The organism is Janthinobacterium silvisoli (genome assembly GCF_014200725.1).
In the GTDB taxonomy this organism is placed as follows: domain Bacteria; phylum Pseudomonadota; class Gammaproteobacteria; order Burkholderiales; family Burkholderiaceae_D; genus Janthinobacterium.
Genome location: NZ_JACHCL010000003.1, coordinates 192,551 through 207,667 on the forward strand (window position 1 = coordinate 192,551; position 15,117 = coordinate 207,667).

The 15,117-nt window shown below is 61.7% G+C and carries 17 protein-coding genes; 5 read left to right on the plus strand and 12 right to left on the minus strand.

The features are described from left to right. Positions 1 to 55: 55 nt before the first annotated feature. The 6 genes from HDE75_RS17265 to HDE75_RS17290 form a co-directional block, all read right to left on the minus strand. Positions 56 to 1,036, minus strand: a complete 981-nt coding sequence (locus tag HDE75_RS17265) for a FecR family protein (RefSeq protein WP_183678468.1) — start codon at positions 1,034 to 1,036, stop codon at positions 56 to 58. Continuing rightward, positions 1,033 to 1,560, minus strand: coding sequence for a sigma-70 family RNA polymerase sigma factor (locus HDE75_RS17270; protein ID WP_311735130.1), 528 nt, complete (start codon positions 1,558 to 1,560; stop codon positions 1,033 to 1,035). Before HDE75_RS17270 ends, HDE75_RS17265 begins: the two co-directional genes overlap by 4 nt. A gap of 19 nt (positions 1,561 to 1,579) precedes the next feature. Beyond that, positions 1,580 to 1,771: a hypothetical protein gene (locus HDE75_RS17275; RefSeq protein WP_183678471.1), complete on the minus strand. Its 192-nt coding sequence runs from the start codon at positions 1,769 to 1,771 to the stop codon at positions 1,580 to 1,582. After that, positions 1,768 to 2,916, minus strand: coding sequence for a PepSY-associated TM helix domain-containing protein (locus HDE75_RS17280; protein ID WP_183678473.1), 1,149 nt, complete (start codon positions 2,914 to 2,916; stop codon positions 1,768 to 1,770). Before HDE75_RS17280 ends, HDE75_RS17275 begins: the two co-directional genes overlap by 4 nt. 170 nt (positions 2,917 to 3,086) lie before the next feature. Then, a complete protein-coding gene (locus HDE75_RS17285; RefSeq protein ID WP_183678475.1) occupies positions 3,087 to 3,329 on the minus strand; it encodes a hypothetical protein in 243 nt (80 codons plus the stop codon). Between the two features lie 52 nt (positions 3,330 to 3,381). Continuing rightward, positions 3,382 to 3,849, minus strand: a complete 468-nt coding sequence (locus tag HDE75_RS17290; RefSeq protein WP_183678477.1) for a GNAT family N-acetyltransferase — start codon at positions 3,847 to 3,849, stop codon at positions 3,382 to 3,384. 111 nt (positions 3,850 to 3,960) lie between these two features. On the opposite strand from HDE75_RS17290, the gene HDE75_RS17295 reads away from it, so the two are divergent. Then, positions 3,961 to 4,944 (plus strand): SMP-30/gluconolactonase/LRE family protein, encoded by a 984-nt coding sequence (locus tag HDE75_RS17295; protein ID WP_183678479.1) that lies wholly within the window; start codon positions 3,961 to 3,963, stop codon positions 4,942 to 4,944. On the opposite strand, the gene HDE75_RS17300 is transcribed toward HDE75_RS17295, so the two are convergent. After that, positions 4,931 to 5,992 carry an SDR family oxidoreductase gene (locus tag HDE75_RS17300; protein ID WP_260174170.1) on the minus strand — a complete coding sequence of 354 codons (1,062 nt, stop codon included), beginning with the start codon at positions 5,990 to 5,992 and terminating at the stop codon, positions 4,931 to 4,933. The two genes, HDE75_RS17295 and HDE75_RS17300, sit on opposite strands and share 14 nt — an antisense overlap. 101 nt (positions 5,993 to 6,093) lie before the next feature. Between HDE75_RS17300 and HDE75_RS17305 the strand changes: the two genes are divergently transcribed. The 3 genes from HDE75_RS17305 (at position 6,094) to HDE75_RS17315 (ending at position 9,256) form a co-directional block, all read left to right on the plus strand. After that, positions 6,094 to 6,999: a LysR substrate-binding domain-containing protein gene (locus tag HDE75_RS17305; RefSeq protein ID WP_183678481.1), complete on the plus strand. Its 906-nt coding sequence runs from the start codon at positions 6,094 to 6,096 to the stop codon at positions 6,997 to 6,999. A 78-nt stretch (positions 7,000 to 7,077) separates the two neighbouring features. Then, positions 7,078 to 8,118, plus strand: a complete 1,041-nt coding sequence (locus HDE75_RS17310) for a MerR family transcriptional regulator (protein ID WP_183678483.1) — start codon at positions 7,078 to 7,080, stop codon at positions 8,116 to 8,118. Between the two features lie 61 nt (positions 8,119 to 8,179). Continuing rightward, positions 8,180 to 9,256, plus strand: a complete 1,077-nt coding sequence (locus HDE75_RS17315) for a hypothetical protein (protein ID WP_183678485.1) — start codon at positions 8,180 to 8,182, stop codon at positions 9,254 to 9,256. A 5-nt stretch (positions 9,257 to 9,261) separates the two neighbouring features. Here HDE75_RS17315 and HDE75_RS17320 read toward each other — a convergent pair whose 3' ends face one another. Further along, positions 9,262 to 10,470 carry a D-amino acid dehydrogenase gene (locus tag HDE75_RS17320; protein ID WP_183678487.1) on the minus strand — a complete coding sequence of 403 codons (1,209 nt, stop codon included), beginning with the start codon at positions 10,468 to 10,470 and terminating at the stop codon, positions 9,262 to 9,264. Between the two features lie 10 nt (positions 10,471 to 10,480). Further along, positions 10,481 to 10,930 (minus strand): winged helix-turn-helix transcriptional regulator, encoded by a 450-nt coding sequence (locus HDE75_RS17325; protein ID WP_183678489.1) that lies wholly within the window; start codon positions 10,928 to 10,930, stop codon positions 10,481 to 10,483. Between the two features lie 88 nt (positions 10,931 to 11,018). On the opposite strand from HDE75_RS17325, the gene HDE75_RS17330 reads away from it, so the two are divergent. Further along, positions 11,019 to 12,209, plus strand: a complete 1,191-nt coding sequence (locus HDE75_RS17330) for an MFS transporter (RefSeq protein WP_183678491.1) — start codon at positions 11,019 to 11,021, stop codon at positions 12,207 to 12,209. On the opposite strand, the gene HDE75_RS17335 is transcribed toward HDE75_RS17330, so the two are convergent. The 3 genes from HDE75_RS17335 to HDE75_RS17345 form a co-directional block, all read right to left on the minus strand. After that, positions 12,206 to 12,901, minus strand: a complete 696-nt coding sequence (locus HDE75_RS17335) for a Crp/Fnr family transcriptional regulator (RefSeq protein ID WP_183678493.1) — start codon at positions 12,899 to 12,901, stop codon at positions 12,206 to 12,208. The genes HDE75_RS17330 and HDE75_RS17335 overlap by 4 nt on opposite strands. Positions 12,902 to 13,155: 254 nt before the next feature. Next, entirely contained in the window at positions 13,156 to 13,803 is a 648-nt protein-coding gene (locus HDE75_RS17340) for a response regulator (RefSeq protein ID WP_409335663.1), read from the minus strand. Between the two features lie 38 nt (positions 13,804 to 13,841). Continuing rightward, positions 13,842 to 15,074 (minus strand): GAF domain-containing sensor histidine kinase, encoded by a 1,233-nt coding sequence (locus tag HDE75_RS17345; RefSeq protein WP_183678497.1) that lies wholly within the window; start codon positions 15,072 to 15,074, stop codon positions 13,842 to 13,844. Positions 15,075 to 15,117: the final 43 nt, after the last annotated feature.

The window sequence follows — 15,117 nt, forward strand, 5'->3', positions numbered from 1 at the left end:
TAACCATGACGAAGCAGAACGGCGCAAGGACAGCGGCGCAGTAAAAAATAGTGAATTATTTTTTTGGCTTGACCGATACCACGGTCAAAAACGGCGTGTAATGCTCGACCGTGATCGGCAGCAGCGCCTGCAAGGTCGTCAGGGTGCGGTCGCCATCGTCGAGCGCAAATACGCCGGAGACGCGCACTGCCTGCATTTGCGCCGCGTCGTAACGGAGCAGACCACGGCGGTAGCGCGACAACTCGGCCAGCACTTCGGACAACGGCGCGTTATCGGCCACCAGGCGGCCGCGTACCCAGCTGGCAGCCTGCCCGGCATCGACAGCTTGCGGGGCACTGACGGCGTTGGCGGTGATGCGCACGCGCTGGTCCGGCAAAACGGTGCGCGATGAGCTGCCATCTGCGCTGCCTGCCCTTACCATTGACTCCAGCACCGTCACCACGGTGGCGCCAGCTTCCCGCCGCACCAGGTAGCGCGTGCCGAGCGCACGCGCCTCGCCGTCTGGCGTATGCACAGCAAATGGCTGTGATGCTGGGTCGGCAATGTGCGCCACTTGCACCAGCACTTCGCCGGCCAGCAAGTCAACGCGGCGCGCATGGCCGTCATAGCGGATGTTCACAGCGCTGCCGCTGTTCAAGGTCAGCGTGCTATGGTCGGCCAGTTCCACCACGCGCCGTTCGCCTGCCGCCGTGCGGTAATCGGCGTTCCAGTATCGGGCCTGCGGCCATTGCGCCAACATGCCACCGCCGGCCAGCAGCAGCGCTACAGTCAGGGCCAGCTTGATGACCTTGCGCCTTGGCCTGCGCTGGCCTTCCAGCGCAGCACGCGCAGGTTCGGCCGGCAAGCCATCGAAACGCGCAAAGATGCCTTCCATACGGTGCGCCGCCAGCGCGTTTTGCGGATGCTGCGCGCACCAGTCGCGGTAGGCGCGGCGTTCTTCCTCGCTGGCCAGGCCCGAACTCAAATGCGTCAGCCACAGGATGGCCTTGTCCACGACCGCGTCGTCGGGTTCCGGCTGCACGCTGTTGGCCATCATGCGGCGGCCGGATACAGCACGCGGTAGCAGTGGCCGAGCGCACTGGCCAGGTATTGCTTGACCATGCTGGCAGACACCCCAAGTTCGGTAGCGATTTCCGCGTGGCCCAGGCCATCGAGACGGCTCAGCAGAAATGCGCGGCGCGGCTTGGCAGCCAGGCCATCGAGCATGCTGCTGATGGTCTCGAGCGCCTGCACGGCCTGCATGATCTGTTCAGGTGTATCGGCGCAGGCAGGGTCATCGCCCTGCAAGCGGTACAGGGCTTCGAGATAAGTCTGTTCCAGCAGGCGGCGGCGCTGCTCGTCGATCAGGATGCGCGTGGCCGTGGTGACCATGAAGGCGCGCGGCTGTTCCAGCTGGCGGGGATCGGGCAGCAGCAAAATGCGGGCGAAGGCCTCCTGCACCAGATCTGCCGCGCGGTGCTGGCATCCGGTCTTCTTGCGCAGCCACGCTGAAAGCCAACCATGGTGCTTGTGGAACAGCAGGCTGATCAATTCATTGCGCTGGATGCTGTCGGCAGACACGCCCTCCTCCCGAATGCCGTTATGGATTGTGATTGCTGCGTTCATCGGGGCCATGCCACTGGGCCCGCATGCAGCGCACCACCACGAAAATCGGTGCAGCCAGTCCCACCCAGCACAGCCAGTCCCAGACACCATCGCCCAGAATGCCGGCGGCCAGGCCGCCCAGGCTCAATGCCGCCAGCAGCAGCGGCCAACCCCAGGTACCGTTCATGTTTGTCCTCCTAATCCATCGGCCAGGGTGGCCTCATTGCGGCGCACGACGACAGCACGCGTGCGTTTCATCCAGACGATAAAGCCGCTGACGGTGACGGTGGCCGTCAGCAGTGTCAGCAAGGCCCACAGAATTTTCAAAGGCAGGCCCGCATAGTCGCCAAAGTGGAAGGGGCCGGACAGCAGCAAGGCTTGCATATACCAGGGCATGCCGCGCGCGTCGGCCACCGTGCCATCCTGTGCGTCAACCACCACGATGCTGAACAAACGCTGTTCCAGCTCGCTGTGGCCGCGCTGCACCACCATGTAATGGCGCTGGGTGGCGTATTCGGTACCGGGATAAAACACATAGGCCAGGTCTTTGCCGGGAGCGCGCTGCCGTGCCTGGGCAATCGCCTGATCGACGGGCACCATGCTGTGCGGCCTGGCGGCCGGCAGGGTGCGGATGATGTCGGCCAGTTCTGTCTTTTGCCACAGGCCGATGATCAGCGGCGAAAACGCCAGGAAGGTGCCGGTCAGGCCCACCACCAGCGCCCACACCATGGTAGTGACGGCGAACAGGTTATGCAGATCGGCCTGCACGATGCGCGCCTGCCGGCCGAAACGCAAGATACCGAATACCAGCTTGCGCGTCAGCGGCGCATAGATCACGATGCCACTGACGATGCTGAGCACAAAGATCAGGCCGACCAGGCCGATGAACAACTGGCCGGGCAAGCCGAGGAACAGGTTGACGTGCAGTTTCAGCAGAAAACCCGTGACCGTTTCGACATTGACGGGCAGCGCCTGGCGCATGCCATTGTCCATATTGAAGATGATGTTCTTGCCGCCGCGCAGGCTGGCCGAACCGCGCTCGCCCAGATGCATGGCCACCAGCGACGGTTCGTCGGGCGGGAAAAACATCGATTGCACGGTATGCTGCGCGTCGCCCTGCACGGCATTGTCAGCCAGTGTTTGCAGACTGGCTTTGGCGGCATTGCCGACCACGGCAGCCACCGGCCGGTGATCCTGGCCCAGCGCTGCATCGATTTCATCATGGAAGACCAGCAGCAGGCCGGTGATGCACAAAAGCAGCAGATTGATCGTGCAAATCAGGCTGCTCCAGCGGTGTACGGCATACCAGCCACGTAATACGGGCGCCCTCATGCGGCGCTCCTGAAAGGAGCCGCACAGGATTGTGCCATCGTTATTTTCATTTTTATCCCCTGCGCTTCCGCCAGCCGGAGCGATGTGGAAGGGGATTATAAATGAGAATCATTACCAATAACAAAAATATTATTGGTATTCAGGCAAAGATCAAGTTGCGCGATGTATCTCTATCTGCGGCTCAAAGGCAGGTACTCTCCGGGCAGATGGGCCACTTCCAGGGCGTCCGCAAAGGCCAGCAAAAACTTGGCGGCGCCGTGTTCAGAAAGCAACAACGAGGCGCCCTTGTGCCGCAGTATCTGCTGCACTTCCTGCAGATGCGACTGGTATTCCTGGGACGTACCATATGAGGCCTGGTACATCTCCAGCGCTTCCATCGCCTTGACCGCCAATATGAATTCCGGCTTGTCCATGATGTCTCCTCCCATTGCGTGGAAAAGTCCATCATACGCCGCATTGCATGTTTTACAGCGCCAGCTTGTAGCCTTCATGACTGGCCACAAAGCCCAGCCGCTCATAAAAGCGGTGCGCGTCGGGGCGGCCCTTGTCGGTGGTCAGTTGTACCAGGTGGCAGCCGTGCGCGCGGCATAAGGCAATCGCCCACTCGAACATGTGCTGGCCCAGGCCCGCACTGCGGTGCGTGGCGGCGATGCGCACGGCTTCGATCTGGCCGCGCCAGGCGCCACGGCGGGCGATGCCGGGGATGAAGGATAATTGCAAGGTGCCGACGACGATGCCGTTGTCGACGGCGACCACCAATTGCTGGTTGGCGTCTGCGGCGATAGCCTTGAAGGCGTCGATATAGCAGGCGGCTGGCGGCGAGCCGGCCGGGGTGAGGGTTTCGCGCTGGGCGCCCAGCGGGTCGTCTGCCAGCAAGCCGATGATGGCGGCCAGGTCGCTGGCCTGGGCAGTGCGGAAAATGATGTGGTCCATGGTCGCTCCGGCAAAGACACGATTGTACGGTCTGCATGGATCAAGCGCCTGCCGTGTCTGCGCTGAAGTCCGGTACCATGCCTGCTTTGCATCACAAATATGGAGTCAATCATGCCCCGTTCCCGCTACGCCCTGCGCTGGCTGCGCGCCGCCGCGCTGGCCTTGCCGCTGGTCGGCCTCACTGCCTGCGCCAGCCAGCCCGCCCACGAGACCCTGTTCCTGGCCACCACCTTGACGGCGCCGCACTCCTTCACAAAAGGTATCGAAGGTCCGGCCGTCGATGCGGACGGCAATGTCTACGCCGTCAATTTCGCGCGCCAGCAAACCATAGGCAAAGTCAGCCCCGACGGCAAAGGCGAAGTGTGGCTGACGCTTCCCGGCACCAGCATCGCCAATGGCATCCGCTTCGGCAGCGATGGCCAGATGTATTTGGCCGATTATGTCGAACACACGATTTATAAAGTCGACCCGGCCACGCGCGCGCTGTCCATCCACGCGCGCGAACCGCGCATGTCGCAACCGAACGATATCGCCATCACCGCTGGCGACGTGCTGTATGCCAGCGATCCGAACTGGAAAGACAACACGGGCCGCGTGTGGCGCATCGATCCCGATGGCACGGTGACATTGGCGCTGGATGCCATGGGCACGGCCAATGGCATCGAAGTCAGCCCCGATGGCAAGACCCTGTACGTGAATGAAAGCGTGCAGCGCAATCTGTGGGCCTACACTATCGCCGCCGATGGCAGCCTGGCGAACAAGCGCCTGCTGATCAAGTTCGACGATTTCGGCATGGATGGCATGCGCGTGGACGTGGACGGCAACCTGTACGTGACGCGCTACGGCAAGGGCACGGTGGTCAAACTGTCTCCCGCAGGCAAGGTACTGCAAGAGATCACTGTGCCGGGCGCGAAACCCAGCAACATCGCCTTCGGTGGCCCCGATGGGCGCACAGCCTATGTGACGGAAGTGGTGCAAGGCCGGCTGCTGCAATTTCGTGTGGACCGGCCCGGCCTGGAGTGGGAACGGGGGCAGCAGCGCAAGGTGAATGCCGCTGCCGCCAGCGCTGCACCCGCCAAGATTAGCGGGGAATGACGCGTTCTTCCTTCAAGCGTTCGAACAGGGCGAAGAAGGAGTCCGGCGTATCCTGGTAATCGAGGAACCCCGCCTTGCGGCTCTTGCCCATGTCGGTCATGGTTTCCATTGGCCGGCCAAGATCCGCATCCGTATGCCACCAGGAAGCGAGGCGGCCGATATCGGCTTCCACCAGCTGATGTTCGGCGGCGATGGCCCGCCATAAAGCGGGCGCGTCGTCCATGCGCGCGGCCAGCGGCGCCATGATCTCTGGCAAGGGCGCAGCCTCGATACCAAAGTAGGCGGCCAGGCGCGGCCACAGCCACTTCCAGCGGAACACGTCGCCATTGACGATATTGAAGTCGGCATTGCGCGCCGATTCGCTGCCCGCTGCCCAGGCCAACTGGCGGGCAATCTGGCCCGCGTCCGTCATGTCGGACAAGCCATGCCACTGCGCCGCTGAACCGGGGAAGATGAATGGCTGGCCACTGGCCTTGCACAGGGTCGCGTACACGGCCAGGGTCAAGCCCATGTTCATGGCGTTACCGAGCGCGTAGCCGATGATGGTGTGCGGGCGGTGCACGCTCCACGTAAAGCCATGGCGCGCGGCCGCTTCAAACAAACGGTCTTCCTGCTCGTAGTAGAAATTGTCGACCGGCTGGCGCCCCTGCTCTTCGCGAAATGGCGTGACGGGCACGGCCCCCTGGGCATAGGCCTCGAATGGGCCCAGATAATGCTTCATGCCTGTCACCAGCGCCGCGTGGCGCAAGTACCCCGATGGTCCCAGCGCGGCCAGCACATTGGCCACCATGGCGCCGTTGACGCGGATATTTTCCTGCTCGTTTTCCTGGCGCGCCCAGGCCGTGAAAAACACGTGGCTCACTTCCATGCCGGCCAGCGCGGCGGCGACTGCCGGACCATCCGTCACGTCCAGGGTCAAGGCCTGGCAGCCTTGCGGTACGGGTGTGCGGCCGCGCGACACGCCCGTCACTTGCCAGCCTTGCGCCAGCAGATGGATGGCCAGCTCGCGGCCGATAACGCCGCTGGCGCCGATGATTAATGCTTTCATGAGAATGCCTGTTCTGTTGAGAGAGTAGACCATGATAGATGCGATTTAAATTCTTATCTGCGATACTATTTCACTCCATTCGTGAATAAAATTCTGCAATCATGTTTTCATCCGACCACCTGAAAGGCATCACGCCCTTCCTGTACACCGCAGACCTGGGCAGCTTTACCAGGGCGGCGGAACATCTGCACCTCAGCAGTTCCGCCGTCAGCAAGAGCGTGGCGCGGCTGGAGGAAAGGCTGGGCGTGATGCTGTTCGAGCGCAGCACGCGCCGCCTGGCGCTGAGCGATGCGGGCCGCGCGTATTACGCGACGTGCAAGCGCGTGCTGCAGGAATTGATGGATGCCGAAAACGTGCTGGCCGAACAGGCGAGCGACCTGGCGGGCAAGGTGCGCATCGCCGTACCCGCTTCCTATGGGCGCCTGCGCGTGATGCCGGCCCTGCTGCAATTGTGCGGGCAGTACCCGAAGCTGCAGCCCAGCATCGCCTTCAGCGATCGCTTCGTCGACCTGTTCGAAGAGCGCGTCGATATCGCGGTACGCATCGGCATGCCGTCGAACTGGCCCGCCGCGCTGGGCCAGATGCACCTGGGCGACGAGCACCTGATCTTTTGCGCAGCCCCGACCTATCTGGCGCGGCGCGGCACGCCGCACACTATCGCCGACCTGGAACAGCACGACTGCATCGCCTACGGCCGCAGCGACGGCACGCCGATGACATGGCTGTTCGCCGCCAGCGACGGCCAGGTCGAACGCCGCGACGTCACACCGCGCATGACCGTGGGCGACGCCGAAGCCCGCACGGCCGCCGTACTGGCCGGCCTGGGCGTGGCCCAGCTGGCGACCTGGCTGGTGCAAGAACATCTGGCCTCGGGCGCCATCGTCGAAGTGCTGCCCAGCTACGCCACGCCGGGCCTGCCGCTGTACCTGGCCTGGCCGCTGGCGCGCCAGCTGACGCCCAAGACCGGCATATTGCTGCAGGAATTGCGGCAGCGGCTGACGATTTAAAATAGTCCATTATTTGCTTGACCCTCACGCAACGTCAGACTCCATGCTGTCTGTACGCCCACAGAAAAGGAGTATTCCATGCTGTTGAAAATCGGTGAACTGGCCAGACGCACGGGTTTGACCGTGCGCACCCTGCACCACTACGACAGCATCGGGCTGCTCTCGCCTTCGGGGCGCACGCAGGCTGGCTACCGGCTGTACCAGCACAGCGACATGGCCCGGCTGCACCGGATCATGGCACTGCGCAGGTTTGGCCTGTCGCTGGCCGAAATAGCAACTTCACTGGCCGGTCCGGACCTGCCGCTGGCGTCTATCGTGGCGAAACAGATCGCCGCACTCGATAGCCAGATCGCGCAAGCCGATACCTTGCGCGGCCGTTTGCAAATGCTGCAGCAGCAGCTGGTGCAGGGGCAGGAGCCGGAACTGGCCGAATGGCTGACCACGATGGAGCTGATGACCATGTACGACAATTATTTTTCACGCGAAGAACTGCAACAGATACCCATGCTGACCGATGCGAAGGTGGAACAGGAATGGAAGGCGCTGGTGGCCCGCGTGCGCGCCGTCCAGGCAAAAGGCGCCACGCCAGACGATGCCACCGCGCAAGCGCTGGCCACGCAATGGATGGTCAAGATAGTGCACGACACCAACGCCCACGCCGGCCTGTTTGCGCGCCTGAACACCATGCATGAAACGGAGACGGCGCTGCAGGTCTCAACCGGCATCGATAACGCGCTGATGCAATTCATTATCCAGTGCTTCAATGCCTCGCGCGTGGCGCTCTACCGCCCTTTCCTCGACGATGCCGAATTTATGTTCCTGAAAGCAAACTATGGCAAGCGCGCTTCCGAATGGCTGCCCCTGTTTGCCGCCATCCGCACCGCCATGGATGCCAATGCCGCTCCCACCGACCCCATGGTGCTGGAATTGGCCAGACAATGGCTGGACCTGTTCCAGTCGTATGCAGGCCGTGATCCTGCCACACATAGAAAATTGCGCACGGCGCACCAGCAGGAGCCGCGTTTGATGGATGGCAGTTTCGTGACACCGGCCATGCTGCAATTCCTGGCGCCGGCAATGGGCGTGCTGGCGCAGCAAGGGGGAGCGTGCGAGTCGTGAGTGCTCATGGTGAATGCAGCATGTAAAATCGGCCATCATTCAACATAGCAAGGAAATACCGATGCGCCGTCTCTTGTTTGCCCTACTCTGCCTGCCCTTTCTCCCCATGATAGGGCAGGCAGCCACCACACCCGACAATGGCGACCTGGCCGGTGTCTGGAAAGGCAAGCTGGGCAATGCCGAGATCACCACCTGTTTCAATTTTCCCAGCACCTACGACAACAAGGGCAACTATTACTACACGCGCCACAAGACATCGATCAACCTGAACCAGCCAGAAGGCAAGCAGCAATGGGTGGAAACCCTGGACGCTGAAAATCCCACCGGCCGCTGGGAATTGGGCAAGCCGCAGGATGGCAATCTGAGCGGCACCTGGCATCACCCATCGAATGGCAAGAGCTTGCCGATTTCCCTGATACTGGTGCGCCCGCCAGCCGGCAAGGAAGAGCCCTGCTCCAGCACCGCCTACAACCTGGCGCTGGAAGATTTTCCTGCACTGGTCACCAGCCGGCCCATGTATCTGAACAATCGGAAAGACGTGTCCTTCCGCAGCCTGCGCATCGCCGACTCGATCACCGTCGAGCTGACGGGGCCGGGCAAAGGCGTTGCCGCCATCAACAGGCAGCTGCGCACCGAGCTGCCGCAGAACAAGCACGACCTGGCCGACTATTTCGAGCGGCGCCGCAATTTCCTGGGCACTTATGGCGTCGCGATGGACGATGAAGTGCACGCCGAACCCACGTTCTGGTCGGCGCGCTATGTGACGATCAATTTCTACCGCTGGGCGGCAGGCATGGGCCGCAACGGCATCAGCATGCGTTTTCGTACCTGGGATTTGCAGAGCGGCAAGGAAATCGATGTGTGGCGCTGGTTCGGCAGCAAATCCGAGGAAGGCAGCTACGACATGAGCGCCCTGCCTCTCAGCTTGCGCCAGAGCCTGTTCAAGGGCGTAACCATCAGCGACGATTGCAAGACCGATTACATGGGACGCGGCCTGTACCACCTGAGCCTGACGGATACGGGCGTGAAATTCTGGGAAGAAGCGTATGGCAGCGGTTGCGAGCAGGAGTTCAGCTTGCCTTATGCCAAGATCGCACCATTCCTGACGCAAGAAGGCAAGGCGGCCCTACTGCCTTAAACAGCTCAGTCCAGCGACGCCGCCACCTGCGCCGCCACCGTTTCGGCGGTGGCGGCTGCCAGGGTCCAGCCCAGGTGGCCGTGGCCCGTGTTGTAGAACACGCCCGGCGCCTTGCCCCGTCCCACTTTCGGCAACATGTCGGGCAGCATGGGGCGCAGGCCGGCCCAGGGCACGACCTTGCGCGTGCTGACGTTGGGGAAACATTGCTCTACCCATTGCAGCAGCGGGCGGATGCGGTCGGCGCGGATGTCGCGGTTGCTTCCATTAAATTCTGCCGTGCCGGCCACGCGCAAGCGGTCTTGCCCCAGGCGGCTGCTGACCAGCTTGGTCGCATCATCGAGCAGGCTGACGATGGGCGCGGCCGCCTGGCTGGCTTCGTCATCCAGCTGCACGGTAATGGAATAGCCTTTCACCGGATACACATTCACATGGTCGCCCAGCATGGCCGCCAGCTTGCGGCTGGCCGTGCCGGCAGAGATGACGACGGCGTCGAACACGCTGTAATCCTGATTGGTAGTGATGCCGATACGATTGTTTTCACTGGCCACCGCCGTCACCGTGGTGCCGTAACGGCAGCGCACACCAAGCCGCAGGCAGGCGGCGGCCAGGCCGCTGGTAAATTTGTGGATGTCGCCGGTGGAATCGCTTTCCGTGAAATAGCCACCGTAAAAATTGCCCATCAAGGCCGGCTCGATGGTGCGCATTTCTTGTGGAGTGACGGGGCGGCGCAGCAAGCCGCCCTGGGATAGCAGACGCGACACGCGGGCTGCCCGCTCGAAACCGGCCCGGTCGCGGTAGATATGCAGGATGCCGGCCTGGCGATGATCAAAATCAATACCCTCTTCTGCCGCCCAGGAAAACAGATGCTTGCGCGCCGCAATCGCCATGCGCACGGTGGCCACCGTATTGTCTTCATACGACGGCATGGCGGCCAGGAATTCGGCGAACCAGCTCAGCTTGTGCCAGCCTGGGCGAGGGTTGAGCAGCAGGGGCGCGTCGCGGGTCAGCATCCATTTCAGGGCGTTGACGATGGTGGCCTTGTGGTTCCACACCTCGGCATGCGAGGCAGACAATTGCCCGCCATTCGCGAACGAAGTTTCCATCGCGGCATAGCGGTGCCGCTCGATCAGGGTCACGTGCACGCCCCGTTTGGCCAAGGCATATGCCGTGGTCACGCCCGTGATGCCACCGCCGATCACCGCCACCCTGCTCATGGCCTGGTCCTCATGGTTTCACCTTGTGCACGAAGGTATCGCCCGCCTGCAGCACGCGGCCGTCTGGCGAGAGCACCTGCAGTGCGCGCACGGGCGTGCCTGAATTGCGCTCCAGCAAGGTCGAATGCATTTCACCCGCCTCGAACAGCTGTGCCTCGCTCCACTGGCGCAGCCCCACCACGATGGGAAACAGGCCCAGGCCTTTTTCAGTGAGCACATATTCCTGATAGGCCGTGCCATCGGAAGCCGGTGCACTGCTAAAGATACCCTCTTCCACCAGGGTATGCAGGCGGTCGGCCAGGATGTTGCGGGCCACGCCCAGGCTCTTCTGGAATTCGCCGAAACGGCGCATGCCATCGAAAGCATCTCGCACGATCAGCAAGGACCAGCGGTCGCCGATCACGTCGAGCGCGCGCGCCACGGGACAGGGATCGGTTTTCAGACTCTTGCGCTTGGCCACAACATTCTCCTTTGCTTGTGGTTGCATTTTAAAACTATTCAGCATAGACTCCAACTAGTTTCATTTTAAAACTAGATTATTCAAAGCCATGCGCGATACCGATATCAACAGCAACAAAACTCTTCCCACGTACCTGGTCTGGCTGTTTGCCGCTGCGAGCGGCTTGAGCGTAGCCAATGTTTATTACGCCCAGCCACTGCTAGCCACCCTGGCGCAGGAATTCGGTTTGACAGAGGCGGCCAGCGGCATGATCATCACGGCCACCCAACTCGGTTGCGCGCTGGCCCTGCTGCTGCTCGTGCCGCTGGGCGATATGTTAAACCGGCGCCGATTGACCCTGGTTCAGCTCGTGATGCTGTGCCTGGTCTTGCTGGCACTGGGCAGCGCCACCTCCACTACCGGCTTGCTGGCTGGCATGCTGATGACAGGTTTGCTGGGCACGGCCATGACGCAGGGCTTGATCGCCTACGCGGCCAGCGCGGCATCAAGCCATGAGCGGGGCAGAGTCGTCGGCATGGCGCAGGGCGGCGTGATGATCGGCCTGTTGCTGGCGCGTACCTTGTCGGGTCTGGTGGCCGATATCGCCGGCTGGCGCGCCGTGTACCTGGTCTCGGCCGCCATCTCGCTGGCTTTGCTGGTCTTGCTGTGGCGCATGCTACCGCCCTCCCCGCAAGCGGAAAAACGCCTGTCGTATGGTGCGCTGCTGGCGTCGATGGTGCATATGCTGGCCCACAACAAGGTGTTGCAGGTGCGCGGTGTGCTGGCATTGCTGATGTTTGCCGCGCTGAGCATTTTCTGGAGCAGCCTGGTGTTTCCGCTGAGTGCGCAAGGCTATACGCACACCGCGATCGGCGCCTTTGGCCTGGTCGGTGTGGTGGGTGCGCTGGGAGCGGCGCGTGCAGGTAGTTTGGCTGACAGAGGCCAGGCGCAATGGACCACGGGCGCAGCCTTGCTGTTGCTGCTGGCAGCATGGTTGCCGCTGGGATTTACCACGCAGGCATTGTGGCCTTTAATCGTCGGCATCATCGCGCTGGACCTGGCTGGCCAAGCCATCCACGTCACCAACCAGAGCCTGATTTTCAAGCAGGAGAGCGATGGGCACAGCCGCCTGGTGGCGTGCTATATGCTGTTTTATGCGGTGGGCAGTGGCTTGGGCGCCATCGCCGCCACCAGCGTGCAGGCGCTGGCCGGCTGGTGGGGCGTATGCGGGCTGGGCGCGTTGGTCAGCCTGGTCGCGCTGGTCTTTTGGCGGCTGACCTTACCCGCTGCAAAAACCTAGTTGAGCAGCGGCGTGCCCGCGCCGTGGCGATAGCTTTTCAAGGCGTCGGACTGGATCTGGATGAGCGAGCCGCTGACCTTAATCAGATGCAAGTCCGTCAGCTGATGCAGCACGCGCGACAGGGTGGCGGGCGCGAGATTCAGGAACGATGCCAGCAGGCTTTTCTTCAAGTCCAGCTTCACCTCGTTCGTGCGCTGCTGGTCCGATGCCTGCAGCAAATACTCGACCACCCTCTGGGTAGCATTTTGCACCGAGCAGCGCTCCACATTGCGGATAAATCCCATCAAATGGTGCGACAGGCTGTTCATCATCTGGCGCGCGATGCGCGGCGACTGGTCCAGCAAACGCAGCAAAGCGTGCGGCGGGATGCGCAGCAGCAAGCAATGTTCGAGCGCTTCGGCGCAGAAAGGATACGGTTCGTCGAGGAAAATCATGGCTTCGCCGAAACTTTGGCCGGGACGGATCAGCTCCAGCACCTTGTCCGTGCCTTCCATCGAAAACACGCTCAGCTTGATGAGGCCAAACACCACCACATACGCGCCTTCCGCCACTTCGCCCTTGCGGAACAGCACTTTACCTTTTTCCACTTCGACACGGACTACATCGTGACGCAATTGTTCAAGTTGGGATGGCGAAATATGGCGGAACAGAGCCTGGCTCGACAGCAAGCCATCGACGTTAACCTTATGCATGACACTCTCTTCTGTGGATTAGCGAATAGCTAAGTGTAGTGTGCCAACAGCGTCAAGACCATACGTCAAAGGAACTAGAATCATCTAGGCAAAAACGCTATCCAGATCAATTATCCACGCATTCTTTTGCGGGTATAAGGTCTAACAAAACCGTCGCGAGCGGCAGTGATTTGTGGCTAAGAAGCGCAACCGTGATAAAGCACGGTGAGCATCGCAAGCCGCAAAGCGCGACGCGCAGTAGGTTTAGATAGACCTTATTTGCCTAAACCACGTTCGACGGCGTAAACGGCGATTTGCACGCGGCTGCTGAGCTTCAGCTTTTTGAGGATGTTTTGCACGTGGATCTTGACCGTGCTTTCCGCCACGTCCAGTTCGCGGGCGATTTCCTTGTTGCTCAGGCCGCGCGCCAGGCAAGCCATGGCTTCGCGTTCGCGTGGCGTCAGCTTGTCGTAGTATTCTTCGGGCGCAGCCTGGCCGGCACGGAATTGCGACACCAGCTTGGCCGTCATGGCGTCGGCGATCACCGATTCGCCGGCGGCGGCGCGGCGTATCGCCTGGCCCAGCTGCTCGGCTTCGATATTTTTCAGCAGATAGCCACGTGCACCGGCGCGCAAGGCCGCGCCCAAGTCGGCGGCGTCTTCCGACACGGTCAGCATCAGCACCACCGTGTGCGGCCATTGCTGCAAGATTTGCTGCAGCGCTTCCAGACCCGAGACACCGGGCATATTCAAATCCATCAGCACCACGTCAGGCTCTAACTCGCCCGTCAGCCTGACGCCGTCGAGCCCGTTCGATGCTTCGCCCACCACCTTGAATTGCGGATTGCGCTGCAGCAGCAGCTTGACGCCGCTACGCAGCAGGGTGTGGTCATCGACCAGCAAAATATTGATAGTTGCGTTCACTATTTCCGTATCTATGTTGATGCTATGTTGAGAGTTCATCAGGCGGCCTGGCGCCGCGCTTCAGGCAAGGCCAGCGACACCGTCGTGCCTTCGCCGGGCGTGCTGTCGACGGTCAATTGCGCGCCCAGGCGTTGCGCCCTTTCCTGCATGATGCGCAAGCCGATCTGCACTTCGGTCTGGCTGTCCCGGCTTTGGGCTTCAAAACCGTCGCCATCGTCGCACACGCGCAGCGCAAAATCGCGGCCATTGTCGACCCGCAACAGTATGTGGCTGGCCTGCGCGTGCTTGCGGATATTCGACAGCGCTTCCTGCACGATGAACAGTACCTGCAATTGCTGTTCCGGCGCCAGCGGCGCACCATGACCGCGCACGTCCAGCGCGCCAGTGATGCCCGTTTGCTGTTCGAAGCGGGCCAGCACTTCGGCCAGTTTTTCCTGCAAGTCACTACCCTGCCAGCGCGTACGGAAATTGACCAGCAATTCGCGCACATCCTGATAACTTTGCTCCACGCCCATGCGCATCAGCGGCAACACTTCGGCCGCTTCGCCCAGTTCTCCCCGGCGCACGGAATCGTCGAGCATCTGCACTTGCAGGCTAATGAAATTGAGGCTTTGGGCTATGCTGTCGTGCAAGCCTTCGGCCAGCAGGCTGCGTTCGCGGGCCACGGCAAATTCTTTTTCACGCGCGATCAGGCGCTGGTTTTCAATCGCAATACCCAGGCTTTGCGCCAGGGTTTCCAGCCAGCCATGCTGCTGTGCGCCCACCTTTTGCGGCCGCGCAAAATGCAGGGAAAAACTACCGACCACCTGCTCGCGCACGATGATGGGAATCACGGTAATCGCACTAAAACCTTCATCCTGGCAACGGAAGCGCTGCTCCGTATCGCCAGGGCGAAACTCGCGGATCTGGATCACGCCTTGCGCCACAGCCGCGCCGCACAGGCAATCGTTATTCGGCATGCAATGCTCTTCTTCCACCATCGCTTCCGAGATGCCCTCGTGCACGATCATGTGCACCGTGTCTTGCTGGGTGTCGAGGATGCGCACCGTGCCGCCTTCGGCCTGGGCAAATTGCATCACGTGGCGCAAGAAACCACGGCACAGGGCATCGATCGCATGCTGGCCCGCCAGCAAGGTGGAAATATCGTGCAGGGTGGCCAGTTGCCGCTGCTGCGCGGCGCTCAGGCGGGCTGGTGTTTGCGCCTGGCGGCGCTGGCGCCAGCGCGAAGCGGGAAGTTGTTTGCGGGAAGGATTACTGCGCGGCGCTTGCATGAAAACTCGAATCAAAGGAAAACATAGCCGCCATGCCGGTCAC

Excerpts from the sequence above, each read along its gene's own strand:
- HDE75_RS17280 (WP_183678473.1), bottom strand. The coding sequence starts at position 2,916 with ATGAGGGCGCCCGTATTACGTGGCTGGTATGCCGTACACCGCTGGAGC.
- HDE75_RS17305 (WP_183678481.1), top strand. The coding sequence starts at position 6,094 with ATGTTTTCATCCGACCACCTGAAAGGCATCACGCCCTTCCTGTACACC.
- HDE75_RS17275 (WP_183678471.1), bottom strand. The coding sequence starts at position 1,771 with ATGAACGGTACCTGGGGTTGGCCGCTGCTGCTGGCGGCATTGAGCCTG.
- HDE75_RS17345 (WP_183678497.1), bottom strand. The coding sequence starts at position 15,074 with ATGCAAGCGCCGCGCAGTAATCCTTCCCGCAAACAACTTCCCGCTTCG.
- HDE75_RS17300 (WP_260174170.1), bottom strand. The coding sequence starts at position 5,992 with ATGAAAGCATTAATCATCGGCGCCAGCGGCGTTATCGGCCGCGAGCTG.
- HDE75_RS17295 (WP_183678479.1), top strand. The coding sequence starts at position 3,961 with ATGCCCCGTTCCCGCTACGCCCTGCGCTGGCTGCGCGCCGCCGCGCTG.
- HDE75_RS17330 (WP_183678491.1), top strand. The coding sequence starts at position 11,019 with ATGCGCGATACCGATATCAACAGCAACAAAACTCTTCCCACGTACCTG.
- HDE75_RS17265 (WP_183678468.1), bottom strand. The coding sequence starts at position 1,036 with ATGATGGCCAACAGCGTGCAGCCGGAACCCGACGACGCGGTCGTGGAC.
- HDE75_RS17285 (WP_183678475.1), bottom strand. The coding sequence starts at position 3,329 with ATGGACAAGCCGGAATTCATATTGGCGGTCAAGGCGATGGAAGCGCTG.
- HDE75_RS17315 (WP_183678485.1), top strand. The coding sequence starts at position 8,180 with ATGCGCCGTCTCTTGTTTGCCCTACTCTGCCTGCCCTTTCTCCCCATG.
- HDE75_RS17290 (WP_183678477.1), bottom strand. The coding sequence starts at position 3,849 with ATGGACCACATCATTTTCCGCACTGCCCAGGCCAGCGACCTGGCCGCC.
- HDE75_RS17310 (WP_183678483.1), top strand. The coding sequence starts at position 7,078 with ATGCTGTTGAAAATCGGTGAACTGGCCAGACGCACGGGTTTGACCGTG.
- HDE75_RS17320 (WP_183678487.1), bottom strand. The coding sequence starts at position 10,470 with ATGAGCAGGGTGGCGGTGATCGGCGGTGGCATCACGGGCGTGACCACG.
- HDE75_RS17335 (WP_183678493.1), bottom strand. The coding sequence starts at position 12,901 with ATGCATAAGGTTAACGTCGATGGCTTGCTGTCGAGCCAGGCTCTGTTC.